This is a genomic window from Moorena sp. SIO3E8 (genome assembly GCF_010692445.1).
Lineage (GTDB): Bacteria > Cyanobacteriota > Cyanobacteriia > Cyanobacteriales > Coleofasciculaceae > Moorena > Moorena bouillonii.
Map to the genome: position 1 here is coordinate 34,132 of NZ_JAAHHM010000011.1, position 22,120 is coordinate 56,251.

Genomic DNA, 22,120 nt, shown 5'->3' on the forward strand with positions numbered 1-22,120 from the left:
CAGGCAACAGGCAACAGGCAACAGAGAACAGGTAAAAAATCCTCTGTACCTGATTAATATCAAAACCACTATAAGAATCAATTGCCTTCAACCCTTCAACCTTCAACCCTTCAACCTTCAACCCTTCAACCTTCAACCCTTCAACCTTCAACTTTCAACCTTCAACCCGTCAACCTTCAACTTTCAACCTTCACCCAAACAACCTTCACCCAAACAACCTTCAACCCTTCAAACTTCAACCCTTCAACCTTCAACCCTTCAACCTTGATAATGACTAGTAATTTTTTTAGCACAAAAGAAAAGTTCTTTGATCTGTGGGCACCAAACTACGACATCCTGTTCACCACAGTATTTTATCAGGCACTCCATAAACGACTGTTAGAGTTTGTAGAACTCACAGATCAGCCCAATGTATTAGACCTTGGCTGTGGTACAGGTCGTTTACTGAATCGTCTTGCTCAAGAGTTTCCCAATCTTCGAGGCACTGGGGTAGATTTATCTACTAAAATGCTCGCTCAAGCCCGACAAAAAAACCAGCATCGGCAGCGCATAATCTATAGAAAAGGCAATGCTGAATCTCTCCCCTTTGCTGACAGGGAATTTGAAGCAGTATTTAATACCATCAGCTTTTTACACTACCTCAATCCTCAACAAGTTTTTTCAGAAGTTAGCCGGGTCTTGGAACCCAAAGGACATTATTACCTAGTAGACTATACTGTTAGAAAGCGAAAAAAGTCTTTACCAATTTCTCCTAACCAGATTCGTTTCTATAGCCGACAGCAACGGGAAGAATTTGGCGAGGTAGCTGGTTTGTCATGCTTAGGACATCACCATCTCCTCGGACCCGTTGTGCTAAGTATCTTTGGTAAACATTAATAAGTATTATCTCTCTCGACACCTCCCACACCTCCAATACATTCCAAAACTCCCACTCTTTCCCTACTCCCTACTCCCTGCTCCCTACTCCCTAACCAAAGCGCTATAGTTACTGAATCACCTCACAGCACTCTGCCACAGATGCCCGTTTTTCCATAGCAGCCACCAGTGCTTCATAAGATTCCCAGTGTTCACTAATCATATTAGTCGCCTGACGCTCAGCCCATCGTGCTTTAACTGAGTACTCACTAGCAGAAAAACCTAACCCTTCCAAAGCCTCTCGGAGTTTTTCGCAGTCTTCTGCTCCGCCCTCAACATTCTCATAGACTATAGTTTCCGCAGCAATGCCTGCCATCCAAACTGTGCAAAATCGATCTAAGGTTAATCGCATTTCCCGAAGACTAGAAGCCTTAGCAGATAATGCTTCAGTATCAAAGGTCACACCACCATTACCCAGTTGTCCCTGCTTCAAAGCTTCCCAAGCACTTAAGGTGTAACCAGTGATTGGAATACCAAGTAAGTAAGCCACCAGAAAATGACCCGCTTCATGGCGAATTATACGTCCGCGATGTTCAGGATTGGTACTCGCCAATACATCTAACAGCAGCGTTAACCCTTTCCCTTTGAAACTGAAGCCATCTAAGGTAACAAGACTCAAGACACCAAAAGTAGTTACCGCAGGGATTGCCGGAGAAATATTCAACAGTGGTCCTAGCAAAACCGAAAGGGTCATGCCAAAAACACCAATAGCAATTAAATTCAGCGCAATTTGTTGCATTTGTTCTTGGTTACTTGTTAGTTAGTTATTAATTATACTTGGTTAATTGTTAATTATTAATTGCCATTTTTACTGTCGATCCATCCAAGTATCCAAGCCTTTCAACCAGCTAACCTTGGCCAAAAGGCCACGCCATCGCGTTCAACCAGCTAACCTTCAACCAGCTAACCTTCAACCAGCTAACCTTGGCCAAAAGGCCACGCCATCGCGTTCAACCAGCTAACCTTCATACTTCATCCTCAAAGTTTGGTGTATCCGATGGAGGAGAAGGAGCAGGAGTAGGTTTCTTACCTTTGTAGAACGTTTCCAAGCTCTTGGTATCTCCCACAAACCTCCAGTGCCAAGGCTCATAACTAATTCCTTGGGGATTGTCTCTAGGAAAAGACAACTCAAAGCTGTAGAAAGCCGCATTCTTTTCCAACCACTTAAAGGCTGCCGTATTCTCAAACTCAGGATTAAGGTTAGTAGCTGGTGTCATGCCATCCCCAATATCGATCGCATAACCAGTGTGATGCTCACTGTAGCCAGGAGGAGCACTTACTTCAGCCCGTTTACTAGCCACCTGTCCTCGCTGTTCCTTTACTTGAAAAAACAGGTACTTTTGCTGTTCCACAGAACGGAAACCGGAAATTGGCACTAGGATTATCCCCTGTCTTCTTGCTGCTGCTGCCATTGCTTTGTATTTCCGAGCTGCTGCAGCCTCCAGTTTGATCCGGCCATCACGGGTAATTGGTTGCAGTTGTGAGCTTAGGACTTCAGAGTAGGGTAAGTGTCCCAGAATGTTATTACCATCATTCCCCCTAGTGTTTAGACTAGCTTGTGGATTCTGTGAACTAGCTTCTGTCTCACTTTGAGTCGATGTTGCTTCACCAGACTTGGACTGAGCTTCAGGAGTTGGTTCCATTGGAATCAGGCTAAAGGCGATTCCTCCTATTGCTAATAGTCCAATAATGAGTAAGGTAACCTGCCAACGAGACCGGGGTTTAATATCCTGTCTATCCCTTACTGCCTCGGGAATATCATCTACTGGTACCTCTGTTACCTCAGAAAGGTTTGCTGGTTCGCCCGGGAGACCTGCGTTATTCAATAGTCCACTCCTGCACTGACATCCAAATTATTACATTTATTTATTACATACTTATAGTTACTGAAAATCCCAGCAGTGTCAGCGGATCAACTGGATTACTTGACCAATCGTTCCAGAATTGTTATCGTAAAGATACGAGTTCAGCAACGGTAATGGCAAGGCACAAAACCTTTGACCCAGAAGATGTCCTAGAAAAAGCCATGGAAACCTTTTGGCTTTATGGCTATGAAGGAACCTCAATGCAGGACTTGGTCAAAACCATGGGGATTAACCGAGGCAGTCTATACGACACCTTTGGTGACAAACGTTCCCTATTCCTCGCTGCGATCGCTCATTACAACGATACCTGTGTAAAAAATGCGATCGCATCCCTAGAAGCCCCCACAGCCTCAAAGCAAGCCATTATCGACTTTTTCTACAACCTCATCGAAGGGGCTGTAGACGATAAAGACCATCGAGGCTGCTTGCTCACCAACACCGCTGTTGAACTGTGTCCCCACGATCCACAGACTAAATCCCGGATTACTGCTAATTTGCGCTCAGTGGATAACGCTTTTAAAAAAGCCTTATCCACAGCAAGGGAGCAAGGGGAAATCACAACCAACCATGACCTTCAGGCATTAGCCCAATATTTCACCAGTAGTATACAAGGGTTGCGGGTTATCTCCAAAGTCAACCCAGACCCAGAAACCCTAAGAGCTATTGTCAAGGTCATACTTTCCGTTCTCGATTGAGAGAGTAAATTGACAGAGTAAATTGAGAGAGTAAATTGACAGAGTAAATTTTTTTGCTCTTAATTGGAACGATTGTTCAAATATCATCTAACCAGGAGGAAATCATGACCTTAACCCAAGACTTGATTAACCTAAATACCCAGCTTCGCGCTAAGCAACCAGAAGAAGCCAAAGCCATCATGGCAAAAGCAGGGGAAGACCTCGCTAATTCTGGCATTGTAGACAATAGCCTCAATGTTGGCGACAAAGTCCCTAACTTTACCCTGCCTAATGCCGTCGGTAAACCTGTAGAATTGCAAGACCTACTAGCCACCGGAGCCGTAGTCATTTCCTTCTACCGGGGTCAGTGGTGTCCTTACTGCAACCTAGAATTACGAGCATTGCAGCAATTCTTACCAGAAATTCAGAAATTAGGTGCAACCCTAGTCGCTATTTCCCCTCAAACTCCCGATAATTCCCTATCCACTACAGAGAAAAACCACCTAACCTTTGAAGTACTAAGCGATGTTGGGAATAAGATTGCCAAAGAGTTTGGTCTAGTCTTCACCGTACCAGAAGAACTCCGACCAGTTTATCAAAGCTTTGGCATTGATTTACCTGCCCACAACGGCGATGAAACCTTTGAATTACCCATTGCCGCCACCTATGTGATTAATTCCGATGGAACCATCACCCATGCCTTCGTTGATCTAGATTACACCAAGCGACTTGACCCAGAAGAGATTGTCAGCGCATTACAAACCCTGGCTGTAGCCGTATAAGTAGCTCAATAAAAATCGTAAGCATTAGCTGACGGCTGAATGCTTACGACACAGCAGCAATTCTTGATATCAAACTACTTAGTGCCAGCCTGTCTTCATACAGCAAATCAATAATGCTGAATTCATCAATATTTCAGTCAACAGTCAACAATCATTCCTAGTTTAGGAGAAATTGAACTATGTCAGAAACAGCAAAATATATAACCCTAAATGACGATAACTTTGAAACCGAAGTCCTCAACAGCTCCATTCCAGTCATAGTAGATTTTTGGGCACCATGGTGTGGTCCTTGTCGGGTAATGAATCCAATCGTCACTGAATTAGCCACAGAATTTGATGGAGTTGTCAAAGTAGGCAAATTAAATGTTGATGACTACGAACAACTAGCCAGCAACTATCACATTGAAGCAATTCCTTCCCTATTGTTCTTCAACCAAGGTAAAGTAGTTGAGCGGTTGGAAGGTCTTGTGCGTAAAGCGACTCTGGTTGACAAAATTAATGCCCTAACTAATCTCATTTCTGTTTAAGGAGGTAACATAGGATTATCGGATAATGGGTAATGGTTAATAGTTTAAAGGTAATAGCTAATTGTCCATTAGCCATTACCTTTAGGGAGTCAAAATTTGTGGCAAGCACTTAGATAACTTCAGGGATAAATTGATATAAAATAATCATGATTGACCTATATACCTTTTCCACGCCTAACGGACGTAAACCTGCTATCATGCTCGAAGAATTAGGACTTCCCTACACCGTTCACACAATTAACATAGCAAAGGGAGAACAGTTTACTCCCGAATATGTAGCAATCAATCCCAATAGTAAAATTCCTGCTATCCTTGACCAGGATACTGGTATAAAAGTTTTCGAGTCAGGAGCAATCCTAATTTATTTAGCAGAAAAGACAGGCAAGTTGTTGCCAACGGATACAGCAGCAAGAATACAAGTGATTGAATGGTTGATGTTCCAGATGGCAAGCGTTGGACCAATGTTTGGTCAACTGAGTCACTTCCGACGCTTTGCCCCAGAACAGATTCCCTATGCTATTGATCGCTATGAAAAAGAAACCCTACGTCTGTTTGGTGTCTTAGATCAGCAATTAGCAAAACAGGAATTCATTGTTGGAGATTACTCCATTGCCGACATAGCTACCTATCCTTGGGTAGCTGCCTATGAGTATTTGGGAGTCACCCTAGATAACCATCCCCACCTCAAACTTTGGGTCGAGACAATGCAGCAGCGACCCGCTGTGGAAAGGGGCATGGCAGTTTAAAGGTTTGTTGAAAGTTGAAAGTTGAAAGTTGAAAGTTGAAAGTTGAAAGTTAAAAGTTGAAAGTTCAACCTTGGCCTTTCGGCCACGCGTTCGCGTTCAACCTTCAACGTTATTAATCCTAGGTGGGCAGTGCCTATCAAGCCTATTAACAGCTGATCTGATCTGTCTGGTGCACTGCCCACCCTACATGAACTTACTGAAACTCAAGGATCTACTTTGATTGAACAATTTAAAAGTAATAATTCTGAGTTAAAACTCTTTGAAATAGGGGATGATAAGAGCTACTTTATAAAGTAACTATAAAGAGCTCAAATCCCTTGACAGATATGGATTTCAGGGAACAGGGCTAAACCGAGGCCGAATTCTTGAAAGCCTTGCAGCGCCATGGTTATAGCTTCGTTTACCAATCAGCTCTGAGAACTGTGATAATTAAGCGAATTTCGTTTAAAATTAAGAGCTGATAAACTTTGCTTACAAATATTACAAAACTTAGGTGTTTTTTATTACGCTGTAGATGTAGTAAAGCTCAAAAAAATCAAGTTTTTAGGCTAATTGATATTTCTTTTCACAGAGAAAAAAAGTCAGGAGTGAATCATGGTTACTTTCGCGGATTTAGGCACTTTCACCAGGAATTTCATCAGCCGCAATGGGGAGTTTAGGCTCTTAGACCGCACTGATGTGTTTAAGTTTAGGGTCTCAAACAACGGTCAAATTAAACTCAATCTATACAATATTAGTGCTGGTGATAATGCTAACTTCAGACTCTACCGGAACACTAAGAATAATGGCATCTTGGACTTTGGCAAGCAAAAGGTGGCTAGCTTTTTACAGGGTAGCAATGCTAACGATGTGATCAACTACAGTGCTAGCAGTGGGACTTACTTTGCCCAGGTCAGACCCTACGCTTCTGGTAGCAATGGCATTGTTTCCGATGATTTAGAGTTACCTGAAAGTACTACCACTACTGGAATTACTGCAACTACTAAACCAAATACCTATCAGCCCTTGAGCCCGAACCAAGTCTTTTCCCTCAACAGCAATCCAGACGCAGACCACGTTATTTACCTTGACTTTGATGGTCATACTACCACAAATACCCCATGGAACCAGAACTTCGGGAATTCCATTGTGACCCCTGCCTATGACACGGATGGGAATACTTCAAATTTCTCCACTGCTGAGACAGAGACCATTTGGCGCATTTGGCAACGGGTGGCCGAAGACTTTAGTCCCTTTAATGTCAATGTGACTACTGCCCAACCGTCCGATGACCAACTCAAAAAAACTAGTAATAGTGATTCCCAATGGGGCATTCGCGTTGTGATTGGGGGAGATGGTTCCTGGTTTCAAGAAGGTACCGGTGGTGTGGGTTATATTAATTCATTCAACTGGAACAGTGATACCCCCACCTTTGTTTTTTCAGAGAATCGCGCTGGAGGCAGTGAGAAAGCGGTGGCTGAAACTATTAGCCATGAGGTAGCTCATACCTTGGGTCTTACACATGACGGTAATTTAACCAACGAGTACTACAATGGTCATGGCAATGGCAGTGTCGAAACAGGGTGGGCTCCTATTATGGGAGAGGGCAACGATAGAAATCTAACTCAATGGAGCAAGGGTGAGTATATCGGTGCCAGCAACCAAGAAGATGACCTAGACATCATCACTGGGCAAAATGGTTTTGGCTATCGCCTGGACGATTATAGTAACCAGCTAACCAGTGCAGCAGCGCTATCGATCAATGATGGTCAGGTGGAAACTTATGGCATTATTGAACAGAATAACGACATTGACTGGTTCACGTTCAATTCAACAACGGGCAACATAGCCCTAGATATTCAGCCTTTTGAGCGAGGACCTAATTTAGACATTCTGGCTAGGCTATATAATGCTTCCGGTCAACTGATTAGCTCTTCTAATCCCATCGGTTCTCTGTCCGCTAGCTTTAATCTTAACCTCTATCCAGGACAGTATTATCTAAGCATTGATGGTACTGGCCAAGGAAACTTAGTTACCGGATATAGTGATTACGGCAGCTTAGGACAATACTCTATTACTGGCGGCGTTGCTGAATAATGGAATGATTTTAATGGAGATGGGAAGTGTGGTGTTATCGTGGCTAATCCCGATTCCCGATTCCCGATGCCCGATTCCCGATTCCCTTTGCTATATCAAAAACCCTATATCAAACGGAAAGATTACTATTAATAAATAGTGGTCAATCAGTGATTAATTTAATGACTTCCAGTTTGCTCAATACTCCCTCCCTGAATGCTCCGACTGTTGAGAAGCTACCGAATGGGTTAACCATTGTGGCGGAGCAGATGCCTGTTGACGCTGTCAATCTGAATGTTTGGATTAATGTGGGTTCAGCAGTGGAATCAGATCAGATTAATGGTATGGCTCATTTTCTGGAGCATATGGTGTTTAAGGGCACACCAAAATTGCAAAGTGGTGAGTTTGAGCGGCTGATTGAGCAACGGGGTGCGGTAACCAATGCGGCTACAAGTCAGGATTACACTCACTATTACATCACTACAGCTCCTAAAGATTTTGCCCAGCTGGCACCATTACAGCTAGAGGTGGTACTCAATCCTAGTATTCCTGATCATGGCTTTGAAAAGGAGCGCATGGTAGTTTTGGAAGAAATTCGCCGTTCCCAGGATAATCCCCGCCGCCGCACCCATAGATGGGCAATGGAAACTACCTTTGACCAGTTACCCTATCGACGTCCTGTGCTTGGACCTGCCTCGGTGATTGAACAACTCCAGCCTCAGCAGATGCGTGACTTTCACGGTAGGTGGTATCAACCAGGGTCTATGACTGCCGCAGTGGTGGGGAATTTGCCAGTAACGGAATTAATTGAAATTGTCAGCAATGGATTTAGTCAAGCACAGCCAAGGGCAATAGAACATAGAACAAACCTTCCCCCTGAACCAGCTTTCGAGAAGATTGTCCGTCGGGAGTATGTGGATGAGTCTTTACAACAAGCGCGGCTGGTGATGGTGTGGCGGGTGCCTGGTATACCTGAGTTGAAGGAAACCTATGCTTTGGATGTGCTGGCAGGAATTTTAGGACGAGGTCGTATGTCCAGGTTGTTTAGGGATTTGCGAGAAGAACGGCAACTGGTTACTCAAATTGGGGTTAGTAATATCACTCAGCGGCTGCAAGGGGTGTTTTACATTTCTGCTAAACTCCCAGCTGAGAATTTGGCAGAGGTGGAGAATGCGATCGCAAACCATATCCATCGCTGTCAGACAGAATTGGTATCAGACTCAGAGATTGCTCGGATTCGGACCAAAGTCGCCAATCAGTTTATCTTTAGTAATGAGAAACCAAGCGCTCGCACCAGTTTATATGGTTACTATTACTCCCAACTAGGGGATTTAGAACCAGCACTGAATTACCCTAGTCATATTAAATCAGTTACTGCTGTTGATATCCAAAAGGCTGCACAGCAGTATCTGTCTCCCCATGCTTATGGTATTGTGATCGCAAAGGGAACAGGGAACGGGGAACAGGGAACAGGGAACAGGGAGTAGGGAATCGGGAATCGGGAATCGGGAATCGGGAGTCGGGAATCGGGAGTAGGGAATCGGGAGTCGGGAAAAAATTCTGTGTACCTCATAGCTATGATAAACGCTATGGTGGTGATTTGGTTTTGAGTTGCTTTTACAGTCAACCGTCAACGGTCAAAACATTGCTTTTTTGCTCAATTGTTGCTGGATTTAAAATTATCTATATATCGTTTACCATACTTATGAGGTAGACAGGATTTTTTCCCAGTTCCCTGTTCCCTGCTCCCTGCTCCCTGCTCCCTACTCCCTACTCCCTACTCCCTCTATGTGGAAAGAAATTGCTGACCAGATCAGCCAAGTCACCGGTGAAACCTTTGAGATTAACCAGCGCCAATCTGTTGGTGGTGGCTGTATTAATCAGGGTTATGCTCTGGTCGGTAAGACTAATAAGTATTTTGTTAAACTCAATTCTGCTTCTCAAGTCTATATGTTTGAGGCCGAAGCCCTCGGTCTCAAGCAGATGGTGGCAACCCAAACCATCCGAATCCCGAAACCAATTTGCTATGGCACTGCCGTGGATTGTTCTTATATTGTCTTGGAGTGGCTAGACCTTGGTGGCGGTAACAGTACCGAGTCTTGGGTAAAAATGGGACATCAGTTAGCAGCCATGCATCAGGCTGCTACTCCCCAACCTCCAAGCGAGATGGGTAAGTTTGGTTGGAATCAAAATAATACGATTGGTTCGACACCACAAGTTAATCAATGGATGTCGGATTGGGTAGAGTTTTTTGTGGAGTATCGCCTGGGTTATCAGTTTCAGCTAGCACGGCGTCGCAGTGGTCATTTCCCGAAACAAGACCAATTACTGGCAGAAGTTCCTAAATTACTGGATCATCAGCCTCAACCTTCCTTAGTACATGGTGATTTATGGGGTGGTAATGCAGCTATTACCATGGCGGGAGAACCAGTAATTTTTGACCCAGCTACTTATGTAGGCGATCGCGAAGTTGATATTGCCATGACGGAATTGTTTGGTGGTTTCCCAGCAGCATTTTATCGAGGCTATAACGAGGTGTGGCCCTTAGAGCAAGGTTACAAACGGCGGAAAAACCTCTATAACCTTTACCACATCCTCAATCATTTTAATCTGTTTGGTAGTGGTTATGAATCCCAAGCTAACCGGATGATTGATCAGATTTTGAGAGATTAATTCAGCTTGGAATAGGGAACAGGGAACGGGGAACAGGGAACAGGGGATAGGGAATAGGAAATAGAGAACAGAAATCAGGTTTCCAGCTTTTTAATAAGAGCAATAATCATTCGACTCTCTTCTCGAAGCAAAGAACTAATCAAGTCTAGATCTTTTTGATTAGATAATCCTACTCTTTGAGATAAAAGAATATGTGTTTGTAATTCGTTAATTGATCCTTGGGCAATGTTCAAAAATCTGATATATTCAGGTGTTGATCGTCTTCCGTACCCCTCTGCTATATTAGCTGGAATAGATGCTGCAGCTCTTCTTATTTGTTGCACCATACCATATAACTCGTCTTTAGGAAAGAGTTTAGTCAAAAAGTAAGCATTCAGGTGATGGGGTTGACAAAAAGGGAAGGATGAGTAGTAGTGTAGAACCATGGAAATCAAACCGCCAGCTATCCCAAATAGCTTTGAAGCTCTGGAACTGCTGCCCCAATCAGTTCTGTCTTCCGACACTCCTGACTCCCGACTCCCGACTCCCGGCTCCCGACTCCCGACTCCCGACTCCCGACTCTCGACTCCCGACTCCCGACTCCCGACTCCCGACTCCCGACTCCCGACTCCCTAAAACTTAGTTAATAATCACCTGATCGAATCTCTTCATTAGCTGCTTCTTGGGCTTTCTTCATAGCACTTTCTAAGGATTGCTCACCCAGTAAGGTACTCAGAAATTGATTATCGAAATGGGTTTGAATGGTTGGCAAGGTTTCCCCAGCCTGCCAAATGGTTGCATAGGCGGCTCCTTTAATAAAAGGAGCATAGAGGGGATTGTTTTTATAGCCTAGTTCCGATAACACAGATACCCGAGAAGGTAGTACTAGTCCCGCTTTTCCCCAAGCTTTCATTCCTTCTTTGCCGGTAAGATAGGAAATGAGTTCCCAAGCTGCTTCTTTATGTTGAGCTTGTTTATTCATAACATAAGCAACGGTATAAGCCATTGTTCCTTTTTTACTACCTAAGGAGGGAACTTCAGCGGTGGCGAATTTAATTTTAGGAAATGTGTCTTTGAGATAAGGAATAGCCCAGCTACCTTCAATTACCATTGCGGTTTTACCCTGACCAAACATTTCGCTACCAGAACTAGCGCCAATGTCTGAGGGTAAGGCAGCAGACTGGTAGTTTCGGTATAGGTCAATGACAGTTTGAAGACTTTTAAAAGTTTTAGGAGTGGCAAAGGTAGCGTAGCCGTTTTTGTCAACTAACTTACCGCCAAAGGCTTTAATTAAAAAATAGAGACGAGCCAGTTCCTGATTAATTCCTAAACCATAGCGCTCATTCCTACCATCGCGATTATTGTCAATGGTTAGTTTTTGGGAATAATCCCGTAATTCTTGCCAAGTTTGGGGTGGTTGAGTTAAATTAGCTTGTTTGAATAATTGCTTATTGTAAAAAAGGGCAAGGGTGGAAAAATCTTTAGGCAATCCGTAGATGATTCCATTATATTGGAATGCTTTAAACAGAGAGGGTTCAAAGTCACCTACATCAAAATTATCAGTGCGCTTAATGTAGTCATCCAAAGGCTCCAAAACATCATGACTCATTAGTAATGGGGCTTCATAGGCATCTAAATAAAAGATATCTGGAGCTGCATCACCAATTAATCGGGTTTTGATCACATCCATGTATTGACCAGTGATGACTTCAAGCTTAACCTTTACCTTGGGATGTTTAGCTTCAAATTCTTTTAGTACTTGCTCTAGTAATTGTTTTTCAGTAGGGCTGCTTTGCCAACCACCGAGAGTGACGGTGGTTACTCCATCTAGGTTACTGCTTTGACAGGCTATAATGCAGAGAATTATCAGCGGTAAGATTACCCATTTTGACAGGATTTTATTCATTTGTTGAGGGTTGACGGGTACATTGAAATTGATATAGCCTATTCATCTTACTAGAGAGCAAGACCGATTATGATCAGAGTGTCTGACCAATTTAGAAATCCTCAAACACTGATTAAGGTAAGTGGTTGGCTACTGTTACTACTGACTGGGCAAACATTGATGGTGGCTCTTACCCCAGCTAGTGCCCAAACGTCACCAGAACCGAGATTTTTTGGGGAGCCTCTACCAACTATGACGCCATCTTCTCTACCATCGGTTAACACTCCCCCTTTATTTTTGCCGACCGCCTCACCCAACCGGTCAAGGAATAGACTTAATCCACCTGAGTTAAACGTTAACGACACTAATCCATCAATAACTAATCCATCAATAACTAATCCATCAAGACCCATCGCTAATCTCTATCGAGTTGATGTGGTGGGTGATAGTTATTGGTTGTTATCCCAAGTACAAGACATTGAACCACAAGCGTTTGTGCGCGAGGGAGAGGGGGTGATTCAAGCGGGGACATTTATGGATCGCTACAATGCTCAGTCCCGTCTTCGGGCTTTGGAAGCTTTGGGAATTCTAGGCCGAATCACAACCATTGAACCACAAGCATTGGATGATGGTGGTGCCACAAATCTGAGGAACATACCAACTTTTTCATCCGATGGCTCGATCACCTATGGCTCCCGTTTGGTGTATCCAGAAACAGGATTAGATTTGGCGAATCGTGGTGCTGTGAGTTCTGGTTCTAATCCAGAGGATTCAAGAGAATCCAGGGGTAGGAGCTATTTTGTGGCTATTCCTGGAAATGCTCAGAGGTTACCAGAGATGGTAACGGAATTGGTTAAAATTGGGATTGCCCAGGATTTAGTGATCCAACGAGATGCCCCCAGAGGTAAACATGTTGCTGTTGGTCCGTTTAAAAAGCGGGGGGAGGCAGAACGTTGGAGTAATCGTTTGCGCTCTGCTGGTTGGGATGCACGGGTGTATTTTAGTCGGTAGGGGCAGAATTAAGAATTAAGAATTAAGAATTAAGAATTAAGAATTAAGAATGAAGAAGGCAAAAGGCAAAAGGCAAAAGGCAAAAGGCAAAAGGCAAAAGGCAAAAGGCAAAAGGCAAAAGGCAGAATTATAAATTATAAATTATAAATTATACATTCTACATTCAATAATTCTAAATTCTAAATTCTAAATTATACATTACCCAATTAACAATTGATGCAGTCTGACAATCGGCGAGAAATAATTGAACAAGTGGTGGTAACTGCTGAGCAGATGCGTGAGATTGAAGGGCGCATCTTTGAGGCGGGGATGCCTGTAGCAGCTTTGATGGAAAAGGTGGCAGGATTGATTACTGGCTCTATTCAAACCCTTTATCCCTGGGCTGAGAATAGGCGAGTGGGTGTGTTAGTTGGTCCTGGTCATAATGGGGGCGATGGGTTAGTTGTTGCTCGTGAACTTTATTTACAGGGGTATGAGATCCACATTTACCTTCCTTTTTCTAAACTGAAGGAATTGACTAACTACCATGCTCAGTATGCGGTTAGCTTGGGGATTCCTTTTTATGAAGAGATTGAACCACTGTATGAGTGTGACCTGATTATTGATGGTTTGTTCGGATTTGGACTGACGCGATCGCGAAGCGTGGCCTACGGCCAATCGCTTTCTGGTAGTATCGCTGAGGCGGTTGAGCTGTTGAATCAATGGTCACAACCGGTGGTGAGTATTGATTTACCTTCGGGATTACATACTGATACTGGGGAAGTTTTGGGCATCGCGGTTCGGGCTACCCGGACATTGTGCTTAGGGTTGTGGAAGTTGGCGTTTCTCCAAGACCAAGGGTTGGATTATATTGGTGAAGCTGAGTTAATTGATTTTGGTATTCCCCTCAAGGATATTTGGTCAATTTTAGGTGAGCCACCAGATTTGCTCAGAGTGACAAAAACTGTTGCGAAACATTTTTTACCTTTACCTCGCCCTAAGGTAACTCATAAGTACCAACAGGGCAATCTGTTGCTGATTTGTGGCTCCAAACAGTATTCAGGGGCAGCAATTTTGGCGGGATTAGGGGCTCGGGCTAGTGGGGTGGGGATGCTTTCCATGGCAGTACCGGAGTCTATCAAATTGCTAGTGGTCAGTCACTTGCCAGAAGCAGTGGTAATTGGTTGCCCAGAAACGACGGCGGGTGCTATAGCATTTTTGCCTGAGTTAGTGTTAGAGAAGTTACACCAACCCTCTGGTAGCTATCACGCTTCAAATCAGACTTATAATGCGATCGCATGTGGTCCTGGTTTAACAAAGGATGCTAAGGATATAGTGCAAGGGGTTTTAGCTGCCCAATCCCCAATCGTCTTGGATGCGGATAGTTTAAATATCCTGGCGGAACTGATCACTATTCCCACTTTGTTGAAGCGTCCAGGCCAGACAGTGTTAACGCCTCATCTTGGAGAGTTCCGACGTTTATTTCCTGATTCCGCAGAACTGTTACCGGATCGAGTCAAGGCGGTGCGGAAGGCATCCCAACTGAGTCGGTCTGTGGTGTTGTTAAAAGGAGCCAGGAGTGCGATCGCAAATCCTATGGGCTCGGTTTGGCTGATTCCTGAAAGTACACCAGCTCTAGCCCGAGGGGGGAGTGGCGATGTCCTCACGGGATTAGTGGGAGGCTTATTGGCTCAGCCAGTTCTGTCTGAGCATCCTTTGGAGGCAATAGTGGCAACGGCAGCCTGGTGGCATGCCCAAGCAGGAATTTTAGCGGCTCAGGAGCGGAGTGAGTTGGGGGTCGATGGGGTAACCTTGGCGGAGTTTTTGATGACAGTGGTGAGAGGGAATAGGGAGTAGGGAATAGGGAACAGGGAATAGGGAACAGGCAAGAGGCAAGAGGCAAGAGGCAAGAGGCAAGAGGGAAAACTAATCTGACTCCCCATCTCCCCATCTCCCCATCTCCCCATCTCCCCACACTCCCTGCTCCCTGCTCCCTACTCCCTACTCCCTCTTGTTAACAAATTAAACCTAGAGCTTTCTCTTTAATTTTATCTTCGTCAATCTTTTCTTTGAGTTCACTATCTGTATATCTGCCTTCTAAGGCTTCTAATGCTGCTTTTTTGAGGGCTGTCTCAAAGGCATCGGTTAAAATTTCTAATAATTCCTCTTGATTGGCATAATATCCCCCTGATTTTCGCCGTTTGTTCACTCGTTTAATATTTTTGCTGGCATTATAAATAGAAAATTCCCAAGAGCGGGTAGTGCGTTTTTCTACTTCTTGTTTGATTAAATGTAATAATAATATGACTGCATAGCTATAAATTTTATTTAGTTTATCCTCCCTTGACATTTCTTCTAGTTCATCAACAATTTCTAAGGCTTTATGATAGTTTCTTTCTTCAATGAGTTGACGTAATAAGGTTAATTCTTCCATGTCCTAAGTTAATGGGAGTAGGGAATCGGGAATCCGGAGTAGGGAATCGGGATATCAATTTTTTGAATCGCTGATAAATTAGTAATGGGTGATGTGTTAGTGACAGCTCCTACACTGAACCTGAAAGGTCAGTGTAGGCTTCCCAGCCAATCCGGCTATTGCTTAGGAGACGCTGGGCTTTAAGAACGGACTGCCCTTCCGCTCTGTTTCTTATATTGATGGCCGCATTATGATCGCGTTCGCGTAGCGTCGCCTTCGGCGAATCCAAACTGCATCCACAATGGGGGCAATCGTGCCAACGGACATGCAACTTTTTAGGAACCTTTTTCCCACAATTGGAACAATTTTGTGAAGTATTATGGGCGCTTACTGGAACCGCCAACAAGCCAGCATTCTCGGCTTTACTTGTTAGGATTGTCAGGAAGCACGACCACCCGGCGTCCAACACAGATTTAGCCAATCGGGATTTAGCCAGTCCCTTAACATTTAACTTTTCGTGAGCGACTACGTCATACTTTGACAGCAAATAATTGGCAGTTTTGAAGTGGAAGTCTTTCCGTTTATCCGCAACTTTTTTATGCTGTAACCCAAGTTGCTTAATAGCCTTGAGCCTATTGTTGCTACCTTTCTTCCGTCGGGATACCCGTTTTTGGATAACCTTTAATCTTTTCTGGGACTTTCGGTAATATTGCGGGATTTCTATTGTCTCCCCTTCGGAAGTGGTCAAGAACTCTTTAAGTCCAACATCAATACCAACTATTGAGTCAGGATTAATATCAGGCTTAACTTTCGGCGAAGCCGACGCTGCGCGAACGGGAACTGTCTTGTCTTCTAGGGACAAAACCAAATAGTAGCCATCACATTTTTTTGTAATAGATGCCGTCTTGATCTTGAACCCATCAGGAATAGGGCGATGTAGTACAACCTTGACCTTACCTATTTTTGGGAGGCTGATCAGATTGCCTTCTAGGCACCCTTCTTTCATTTGAGGGTAAGTAAACGTACGGTAGCGGTGATATTTTTTGATCCGGTTCTGAAGACGAGTCGGTGGGGCGACTCACCGGCTTAGTTTAATCAACCACCAGGTTTTCACCTGGTGCTATACAGGTCATTCCTGCTGATAAGTAGGTTTGCACAGGTTAAATGTTGCACTCACCCTCATTTTCTCGGTAGCCAGTGTTGGGACAATCCGCCTGGGGATGAAACGGGCAAGATGCCCGTTCCACGCCTGATGCCCATTCCACCCACCAGGTCAAACAGTTTTTAGGAGATGCACCCTGCTCCTTTTACTCATCCGACCCCGTGCAGTTAAAGCGCCTAATAGCTGATAGCTGATAGCTGATAGCTGATAGCTTATGTATCCTTAGCTACTTTTGCTCAAATTTCATGAATCAAAAATAAAACTTAAACCATTAGAACCAGAAACATTTAATCTAAAAGTTAATCATTATAGCTTGAAGCAGTTGTCTTAAAATTGACAAATCTTAAAAGCTCAGTACAGATGCTGAAAGAGAGAGGTAAGTAGCATGAAAAATTCTTTAAGACAAAAATTACCACAAAAACTAGCCACCTTCGCCACCGTTGCCCTAGCCACTGCCTTCTCAGCAATCAGTCTTGGCAACCAAACCTCCGCCGCTACCTTCGAGCAAAAACAAGTTGAACAAGGCAAGTTTATTGCTGTAGCTCAACCCTTTGGGGCTAATTCTCATCAACTGCTGATCATAGAACAAAAATCCAACAAGCGAGCCTGTTGGAGCGAAAGTGGTACTAACCCAGTGATCGTAGACCCACTGCTGTTGAACTTTGACTTTACTGGCATTTGCGGACGCAGTACTGATAGCAATGGCTATTCCATGCGCATGGCTGGTGAAGACTTAGGACTCGATTACATCCTCAGCATTGTTGAGCGTAATGGTGAACTGTTGCTAGTGGGTAAGCACCGTCTTGATCGTAAAGCTCCTGAAGTCATCATCGGCAGAACTGGTGGTATTAGCCAGGGCTTTATGAAAATTTTTCTGCAGCCCGGTTGGGAATTTGCCAAGAGAATGTTCAATGGCAAAGAGCTAGGTCACGTCTACCTTGCTACTAATTCACCCCTAGGTAACACAGGAAGTAGTGATCCATCCGACCTTCCCCCACTTCCGCCACGGGAAACTTCTAAATTTCGGGATATTACTAATGATGTCTATGCCTCAGAAATTGAAAAAGCTGTAGCAATGGGATTTATTGCTGGATTTCAGGACAATACCTTCAGACCTCAAGGGTTTCTAACCAGAGAACAACTCGTGTCTATGGTCATTGAAGGCTTAGGTAAACTGCCAGGTGCTAATATTACTGTCCCCACTCAAGCATCAGGGCGGCCCTATCAGGATGTTGAGGCTGGGCGCTGGAGTGCTGCCAAAATTCAATGGGCGAGGGACAACAACATTGTTAGTGGCTATCCTGATGGCACCTTTCGACCAAATAAGTCCGTAACTCGCGCCGAATTGATGGCAGTACAAAAAAAAGCTGCTGAATTTGCCAAAAGCCTCCAAGGGCAGCCAGGGGTACTCGTTTCTAATGGGTCAGTCACACAATTTTCCGACACTGAAGGTCACTGGGCTGTCGCTCTGATTTCTGAAATGTCTGGCTACTGCCAAGTGGCATCTCCCCTAAACGAAAGGGGTAACGCTTTCTTCCCCAATTCTGAAGCACGCCGGAACTATGCCGCTGCTGCTACTCTGCGTATGCTCAACTGTGTGCAGCAGCCCATTACTCAGAATCAGTAGGACATTAGCCTTTAAGAAGGCAGCAAGAAACGCCTGTTGCTCACAAGATCAAGTAAACAACGTCAGGTATCAGCTAATGCGCTACGGGCATTAGCTGATAGGTGATAGCTGATAGCTTACATCAGCCCATTCTAGCGTTTTTCGCAGTTATGAGGTACATTTTTCATTGACGTTGATTCCCTATCTTGATGTAGCAAATCGCTATTAAATTTTCCCTGTTACCATATCCGCTATTCCCTAAAATCTATAAATTGTGTACCTCATAGCTATGATAATTTATAGATATCAATTCCGGTAGCCTGGGATTTAACACAAACTCAATTGAACACAGCCGTAAAGTCTATAGTGTTTTGCTACCTTCCTGAACTCTGGCTCTTGGCCGTTTTCCTTCTCTTGTCACCAACCTATAGAGATCTAAACGAGAGATCTAAACGTGAAGACTATTAAAGAATCCGGAAAAAAAACTGTAAAGATTTAATAAAGTAAGTAATTTTATAGTGACATTTACTCATAATTATGTCATCTATAGTAATGGTTATTTGTGCTTATCAATCACAAGTCATAGAATTACTATAAAAATCTAATTTTAGCTATTGTTCAATCATAAGCAATATAGTGAGTTAAGTGAAAGTGAACAAGATTTCGATTACAAAAAGTTTCAGCTCCAATCTAGGAATTTGTAGTTAGCAATCCGTGTCGTAAGTGTGATAATTTTTGTCCCCATATCTGCTGTTCACTACTCCCTAATCCCTACTCCCTAATCCCTACTCCCTTTGCTATAGACTATAAACTCCAATACTGATTTTCCATAACCCCAAAAACTACTCTGATCTCTTTTATACTGTTCCCTATTCCCTGTTCCCTATTCCCTAAAAAGTAGAGGATAATAGTAATTATGCCAAAATTTGAGGCAGAAGACACAACTAGGCTGAGTCTAGAGAACTACATAGTTTTTGAGAGTGACATTGCTTCCGGTGGCCAAGCTATCGAGATTTCCAAAACCAATACTACTGAACCAGGATTCATTCGTTTAACCTGGACAGAAGCTGACGGTCCTGCTGGTAACTATAATTTTAATATTGCCCATTTTGATGAAGCAGATGGCCGATCTACCCTGACACTTCGTGTCAACAATATCCCAATTAGTAGATATATTTTCAATAAAAACCCAGCAGAACAGGGCAATCCACCCATAGACACACCCAGCTCTAGTAATTATATCGGGTTGACTGGTTCTATATTTGATGGTTTATCCAATCCTAATCCCGTCTTTGAAAACGTAACACTGGCTCCAGGGGATCAGATTGAAATCTCTGCTGTGGCGGATAGTTTGGGGAATCAAACCGATGAACTAGCACGGATCGACGTTATTGAAATAACACCAGCACCGTTAGCTGATCCAGTTATTAATGTTCCTGAACTGACCATTATCCCTACTAATGGCACATTAGCCGAAACTGTGCCAAAAAGTGGTGGTATTACCATCAGCCGCACCGGAGACATTAGTCAAAGCCTAGAGGTAACTTACACGGTCAGTGGCACCGCTAGCCCCTCAGATTACAAGCCCATCCTAACTGGTACCGTTACTATTCCAGAAGGTCAGCAGTCAGTAGATCTCAAGCTTACCCCAATCGCCGATGGTCTAGTAGAAGGGGAAGAAACTGTCATTATTACCCTTGAGAATAGTCCCAACTATCAAGTAGGTCAGACTCCCAGTGCCACTTTCACCATTACCGACAATGACCAATCCACGATCACCGAGAGTGTGACTATTTTCTGGCGTAATCAGGAGACCGGAGTCAATGGTGCTTGGCTGATGGATGGTCTCGACTTAGCTCAAGCCGTGACAATTCCTTCACCAACAGAACCAGCCGACAGTCCCTGGCAGATGCAGGGTGCAGGGGATTTCAACAGTGATCAACAACAGGATATTCTCTGGCGTAATACCTCTACTGGTGAAACTGGCATCTGGTTGATGGCAGGATCGGTGTTTGAGAATTCAGTGTCCATAACCCCAACTCCAGACCTGGACTGGGAAATTCGTGGCACCGAAGATTTTAACAGTGATCAACAACAGGATATTCTCTGGCGCAATACCTCCACTGGGGAAAATAAAGTCTGGTTAATGAATGGCACCACTGTGGCTGAGGAGGTGTTGATTCAATCGGAAGCAGTCACTAGTATTTGGGAAATGAGGGCAGCGGGAGACTTGGATGGAGATGGTGATGGGGATATTATTTGGCGCAATACTCAAGAGCAAACTATTTACTATTGGAGGATGGAAGGGACTCAGTACATTGAATCAGTGTTGATCTCCTCACCAATCAGTAGTGGTCAGGAGGTAATCCATGGCACCCTCGACATCGATGATAATGGTTTCGATGATATCCTCTGGCGCAATCTCGACGATGGACAAAATAGTGTCTGGCTGATGAATGCCAATGGGTTCGATCGCCTGGAGAAGCTTGATCCACTAACCGATACCAGTTGGCAAAGTTATGTGTGAAATACGTAATTTAAAATACAAAATTTCAATTACCTAATTTAAAATTACCTAAGTATTTAGCCAAGGACAATCAGCTAACGCCCTTAGGGCGTTAGCTGATTGCTTATATATAGAAACCTTATATAGCGTTTGTATTTGATATGTAAACGTAGGAGGTATTTTTTTTTATAAAATAAAACTACGTATCTCTTTCCCCTCCTGGGAGCAGTAGGGGTGGGTTACTCTTGCTAGCATGCCTATTCCCTTTTGCCTATTCCCTTTTGCCTATTGCCTATTGCCTATTGCCTATTGCCTATTGCCTATTCCCTTTTGCCTTTTGCGTTTTGCCTATTGCCTATTGCCTATTGCCTATTGCCTATTGCCTATTGCCTATTGCCTATTGCCTATTGCCTATTGCCTATTGCCTATTGCCTTTTAGGGAAAGAAGTTTGTTTACAACCTGAAGGGGTGACGAAATAGCCTGAAAAGCTTTAAATGTAAAGCTTTCACCATTTTGTGCTAAAAAAAAGATAGGTCTCTTTTGTTCAACAAGACCTACCTATTGACAATGTTACCTGTATTCTACNAGGCTAAAAAGCTTTTACAACAGATGCATCAACGATGTCAATCTTTCAAGCTCACTAAGAAATTATTTGAATTATTTATTGAATATCGATTATTTACTATGCCTAATTTAGGCACTTATGAGGCTTTCTCTATTATCATTTAGGAGTAGTATAGAACAGGACCGATAATGACTCCACCAATACGAATGGAGCATTAGATTGAGGGCATTAGCCCCTCGCTCTAAGTGTAGGGGCTGATGGTAATGATTAAGCTAAAACGCATTTAAAATATGTTTGGACAAGGCAAAAGGCAAAAGGCAAAAGGCAAAAGGCAAAAGGCAAAAGGCAAAAAGTTTCTGGAATATATTTTTTATTTTTATTGAAGATATATACAGTTTCAAATCAAAATAATTTATTGAAAAAAATAGTAACAAATTATTTTTTTATGTTAAATTAACATCATATAAACGATTATTTATAGCAACATTATAGATATAGACATTCTAAATATTTTGTGAACCATAACGCTGGCATTATGGTCGCACAAGGATGAAAGTTCTTTCCATTGTCTTGATCGGCTTTCTTGCCTATTGCCTATTGCCTATTGCCTATTGCCTATTGCCTATTGCCTATTGCCTATTGCCTATTGCCTATTGCCTATTGCCTATTGCCTATTGCCTCTTGCCTCTTGCCTTTCCCAAGCGCGACTATGTTGACAACTCAAATAACAATGCTATAGCTAGCTGACATTTTATGTCACAATTGCATCTGATCTA

General features: G+C 43.4%; 23 protein-coding genes and 1 pseudogene. 16 read left to right on the forward strand and 8 right to left on the reverse strand.

Features of this window, described 5'->3' with window-relative positions; all coding sequences use genetic code 11:
* The first annotated feature begins 81 nt into the window (after positions 1-81).
* Positions 82-876: a class I SAM-dependent methyltransferase gene (locus F6K46_RS07080; RefSeq protein ID WP_366510847.1), complete on the forward strand. Its 795-nt coding sequence runs from the start codon at positions 82-84 to the stop codon at positions 874-876.
* A complete protein-coding gene (locus F6K46_RS07085) occupies positions 863-985 on the forward strand; it encodes a hypothetical protein (protein ID WP_293066697.1) in 123 nt (40 codons plus the stop codon). The genes F6K46_RS07080 and F6K46_RS07085 overlap by 14 nt, the downstream gene beginning before the upstream one ends.
* Here F6K46_RS07085 and F6K46_RS07090 read toward each other — a convergent pair whose 3' ends face one another.
* Positions 986-1,654 (reverse strand): ATP-dependent Zn protease, encoded by a 669-nt coding sequence (locus F6K46_RS07090; protein WP_293066694.1) that lies wholly within the window; start codon positions 1,652-1,654, stop codon positions 986-988.
* Between the two features lie 226 nt (positions 1,655-1,880).
* Positions 1,881-2,741: a M15 family metallopeptidase gene (locus F6K46_RS07095; protein ID WP_293066691.1), complete on the reverse strand. Its 861-nt coding sequence runs from the start codon at positions 2,739-2,741 to the stop codon at positions 1,881-1,883.
* Positions 2,742-2,893: 152 nt separating this feature from the next.
* Between F6K46_RS07095 and F6K46_RS07100 the strand changes: the two genes are divergently transcribed.
* The 6 genes from F6K46_RS07100 to F6K46_RS07125 all read left to right on the forward strand — a co-directional run bounded on the left by F6K46_RS07100 (position 2,894) and on the right by F6K46_RS07125 (position 9,051).
* Positions 2,894-3,475: a TetR/AcrR family transcriptional regulator gene (locus F6K46_RS07100; protein ID WP_293040744.1), complete on the forward strand. Its 582-nt coding sequence runs from the start codon at positions 2,894-2,896 to the stop codon at positions 3,473-3,475.
* Between the two features lie 104 nt (positions 3,476-3,579).
* The gene (locus F6K46_RS07105; protein WP_293040741.1) at positions 3,580-4,236 is read left to right on the forward strand and encodes a peroxiredoxin-like family protein; all 657 of its coding nucleotides are present in this window, start codon (positions 3,580-3,582) and stop codon (positions 4,234-4,236) included.
* A gap of 179 nt (positions 4,237-4,415) precedes the next feature.
* Positions 4,416-4,763 carry a thioredoxin gene (gene trxA / locus F6K46_RS07110; RefSeq protein WP_293066688.1) on the forward strand — a complete coding sequence of 116 codons (348 nt, stop codon included), beginning with the start codon at positions 4,416-4,418 and terminating at the stop codon, positions 4,761-4,763.
* A gap of 146 nt (positions 4,764-4,909) precedes the next feature.
* Entirely contained in the window at positions 4,910-5,509 is a 600-nt protein-coding gene (locus F6K46_RS07115; protein ID WP_293066685.1) for a glutathione S-transferase N-terminal domain-containing protein, read from the forward strand.
* A gap of 594 nt (positions 5,510-6,103) precedes the next feature.
* Complete coding sequence (locus F6K46_RS07120; protein ID WP_293066682.1) at positions 6,104-7,585, forward strand: hypothetical protein; 1,482 nt, start codon at positions 6,104-6,106, stop codon at positions 7,583-7,585.
* 161 nt (positions 7,586-7,746) lie between these two features.
* A complete protein-coding gene (locus F6K46_RS07125; protein WP_293066709.1) occupies positions 7,747-9,051 on the forward strand; it encodes a pitrilysin family protein in 1,305 nt (434 codons plus the stop codon).
* Here F6K46_RS07125 and F6K46_RS07130 read toward each other — a convergent pair.
* Positions 8,988-9,137, reverse strand: a complete 150-nt coding sequence (locus F6K46_RS07130; protein WP_293066679.1) for a hypothetical protein — start codon at positions 9,135-9,137, stop codon at positions 8,988-8,990. The genes F6K46_RS07125 and F6K46_RS07130 overlap by 64 nt on opposite strands.
* 215 nt (positions 9,138-9,352) lie before the next feature.
* On the opposite strand from F6K46_RS07130, the gene F6K46_RS07135 reads away from it, so the two are divergent.
* Complete coding sequence (locus F6K46_RS07135) at positions 9,353-10,237, forward strand: fructosamine kinase family protein (protein ID WP_293066676.1); 885 nt, start codon at positions 9,353-9,355, stop codon at positions 10,235-10,237.
* Between the two features lie 74 nt (positions 10,238-10,311).
* Here the strand turns inward: F6K46_RS07135 and F6K46_RS07140 are convergent, their stop codons facing one another.
* Positions 10,312-10,599: a four helix bundle protein gene (locus tag F6K46_RS07140; RefSeq protein ID WP_293116885.1), complete on the reverse strand. Its 288-nt coding sequence runs from the start codon at positions 10,597-10,599 to the stop codon at positions 10,312-10,314.
* A gap of 61 nt (positions 10,600-10,660) precedes the next feature.
* On the opposite strand from F6K46_RS07140, the gene F6K46_RS07145 reads away from it, so the two are divergent.
* The gene (locus tag F6K46_RS07145; protein WP_293116888.1) at positions 10,661-10,852 is read left to right on the forward strand and encodes a hypothetical protein; all 192 of its coding nucleotides are present in this window, start codon (positions 10,661-10,663) and stop codon (positions 10,850-10,852) included.
* A 7-nt stretch (positions 10,853-10,859) separates the two neighbouring features.
* On the opposite strand, the gene F6K46_RS07150 is transcribed toward F6K46_RS07145, so the two are convergent.
* The gene (locus F6K46_RS07150) at positions 10,860-12,122 is read right to left on the reverse strand and encodes an ABC transporter substrate-binding protein (RefSeq protein ID WP_293052975.1); all 1,263 of its coding nucleotides are present in this window, start codon (positions 12,120-12,122) and stop codon (positions 10,860-10,862) included.
* 69 nt (positions 12,123-12,191) lie between these two features.
* Here F6K46_RS07150 and F6K46_RS07155 point away from each other — a divergent pair, with 69 nt between their 5' ends.
* Together F6K46_RS07155 and F6K46_RS07160 are read left to right on the forward strand one after the other, a co-directional pair.
* Complete coding sequence (locus tag F6K46_RS07155) at positions 12,192-13,112, forward strand: hypothetical protein (protein ID WP_293052978.1); 921 nt, start codon at positions 12,192-12,194, stop codon at positions 13,110-13,112.
* A 216-nt stretch (positions 13,113-13,328) separates the two neighbouring features.
* On the forward strand, positions 13,329-14,948 hold the full coding sequence (locus F6K46_RS07160) for an NAD(P)H-hydrate dehydratase (protein ID WP_293052981.1): 1,620 nt from the start codon (positions 13,329-13,331) through the stop codon (positions 14,946-14,948).
* Here F6K46_RS07160 and F6K46_RS07165 read toward each other — a convergent pair.
* The 3 genes and pseudogenes from F6K46_RS07165 to F6K46_RS07175 all read right to left on the reverse strand — a co-directional run.
* Positions 14,867-15,058 carry a hypothetical protein gene (locus tag F6K46_RS07165; RefSeq protein ID WP_293025392.1) on the reverse strand — a complete coding sequence of 64 codons (192 nt, stop codon included), beginning with the start codon at positions 15,056-15,058 and terminating at the stop codon, positions 14,867-14,869. The genes F6K46_RS07160 and F6K46_RS07165 overlap by 82 nt on opposite strands.
* A gap of 47 nt (positions 15,059-15,105) precedes the next feature.
* Positions 15,106-15,525: a DUF29 family protein gene (locus tag F6K46_RS07170; protein WP_293025406.1), complete on the reverse strand. Its 420-nt coding sequence runs from the start codon at positions 15,523-15,525 to the stop codon at positions 15,106-15,108.
* 109 nt (positions 15,526-15,634) lie between these two features.
* A pseudogene (locus tag F6K46_RS07175) lies at positions 15,635-16,549 on the reverse strand (transposase); the annotation flags it as partial.
* A gap of 502 nt (positions 16,550-17,051) precedes the next feature.
* Here F6K46_RS07175 and F6K46_RS07180 point away from each other — a divergent pair.
* The 4 genes from F6K46_RS07180 to F6K46_RS07195 all read left to right on the forward strand — a co-directional run bounded on the left by F6K46_RS07180 (position 17,052) and on the right by F6K46_RS07195 (position 22,091).
* Positions 17,052-18,293 (forward strand): DUF3747 domain-containing protein, encoded by a 1,242-nt coding sequence (locus tag F6K46_RS07180; RefSeq protein WP_070393577.1) that lies wholly within the window; start codon positions 17,052-17,054, stop codon positions 18,291-18,293.
* 895 nt (positions 18,294-19,188) lie between these two features.
* Positions 19,189-20,799, forward strand: coding sequence for an FG-GAP-like repeat-containing protein (locus F6K46_RS07185; RefSeq protein WP_293053087.1), 1,611 nt, complete (start codon positions 19,189-19,191; stop codon positions 20,797-20,799).
* A 232-nt stretch (positions 20,800-21,031) separates the two neighbouring features.
* Positions 21,032-21,217: a hypothetical protein gene (locus tag F6K46_RS07190; protein ID WP_293053090.1), complete on the forward strand. Its 186-nt coding sequence runs from the start codon at positions 21,032-21,034 to the stop codon at positions 21,215-21,217.
* A 676-nt stretch (positions 21,218-21,893) separates the two neighbouring features.
* Positions 21,894-22,091 (forward strand): hypothetical protein, encoded by a 198-nt coding sequence (locus F6K46_RS07195; protein ID WP_293053092.1) that lies wholly within the window; start codon positions 21,894-21,896, stop codon positions 22,089-22,091.
* Positions 22,092-22,120 lie beyond the last annotated feature (29 nt).

Coding starts and splice junctions, on each gene's coding strand:
- F6K46_RS07090 (WP_293066694.1), bottom strand. CDS start 1,654: ATGCAACAAATTGCGCTGAATTTAATTGCTATTGGTGTTTTTGGCATG.
- F6K46_RS07100 (WP_293040744.1), top strand. CDS start 2,894: ATGGCAAGGCACAAAACCTTTGACCCAGAAGATGTCCTAGAAAAAGCC.
- F6K46_RS07105 (WP_293040741.1), top strand. CDS start 3,580: ATGACCTTAACCCAAGACTTGATTAACCTAAATACCCAGCTTCGCGCT.
- trxA (WP_293066688.1), top strand. CDS start 4,416: ATGTCAGAAACAGCAAAATATATAACCCTAAATGACGATAACTTTGAA.
- F6K46_RS07115 (WP_293066685.1), top strand. CDS start 4,910: ATGATTGACCTATATACCTTTTCCACGCCTAACGGACGTAAACCTGCT.
- F6K46_RS07120 (WP_293066682.1), top strand. CDS start 6,104: ATGGTTACTTTCGCGGATTTAGGCACTTTCACCAGGAATTTCATCAGC.
- F6K46_RS07125 (WP_293066709.1), top strand. CDS start 7,747: ATGACTTCCAGTTTGCTCAATACTCCCTCCCTGAATGCTCCGACTGTT.
- F6K46_RS07130 (WP_293066679.1), bottom strand. CDS start 9,137: ATGAGGTACACAGAATTTTTTCCCGACTCCCGATTCCCTACTCCCGAT.
- F6K46_RS07135 (WP_293066676.1), top strand. CDS start 9,353: ATGTGGAAAGAAATTGCTGACCAGATCAGCCAAGTCACCGGTGAAACC.
- F6K46_RS07145 (WP_293116888.1), top strand. CDS start 10,661: ATGGAAATCAAACCGCCAGCTATCCCAAATAGCTTTGAAGCTCTGGAA.
- F6K46_RS07150 (WP_293052975.1), bottom strand. CDS start 12,122: ATGAATAAAATCCTGTCAAAATGGGTAATCTTACCGCTGATAATTCTC.
- F6K46_RS07155 (WP_293052978.1), top strand. CDS start 12,192: ATGATCAGAGTGTCTGACCAATTTAGAAATCCTCAAACACTGATTAAG.
- F6K46_RS07160 (WP_293052981.1), top strand. CDS start 13,329: ATGCAGTCTGACAATCGGCGAGAAATAATTGAACAAGTGGTGGTAACT.
- F6K46_RS07165 (WP_293025392.1), bottom strand. CDS start 15,058: ATGGGGAGATGGGGAGATGGGGAGATGGGGAGTCAGATTAGTTTTCCC.
- F6K46_RS07170 (WP_293025406.1), bottom strand. CDS start 15,525: ATGGAAGAATTAACCTTATTACGTCAACTCATTGAAGAAAGAAACTAT.
- F6K46_RS07180 (WP_070393577.1), top strand. CDS start 17,052: ATGAAAAATTCTTTAAGACAAAAATTACCACAAAAACTAGCCACCTTC.
- F6K46_RS07185 (WP_293053087.1), top strand. CDS start 19,189: ATGCCAAAATTTGAGGCAGAAGACACAACTAGGCTGAGTCTAGAGAAC.
- F6K46_RS07190 (WP_293053090.1), top strand. CDS start 21,032: ATGCCTATTCCCTTTTGCCTATTCCCTTTTGCCTATTGCCTATTGCCT.
- F6K46_RS07195 (WP_293053092.1), top strand. CDS start 21,894: ATGAAAGTTCTTTCCATTGTCTTGATCGGCTTTCTTGCCTATTGCCTA.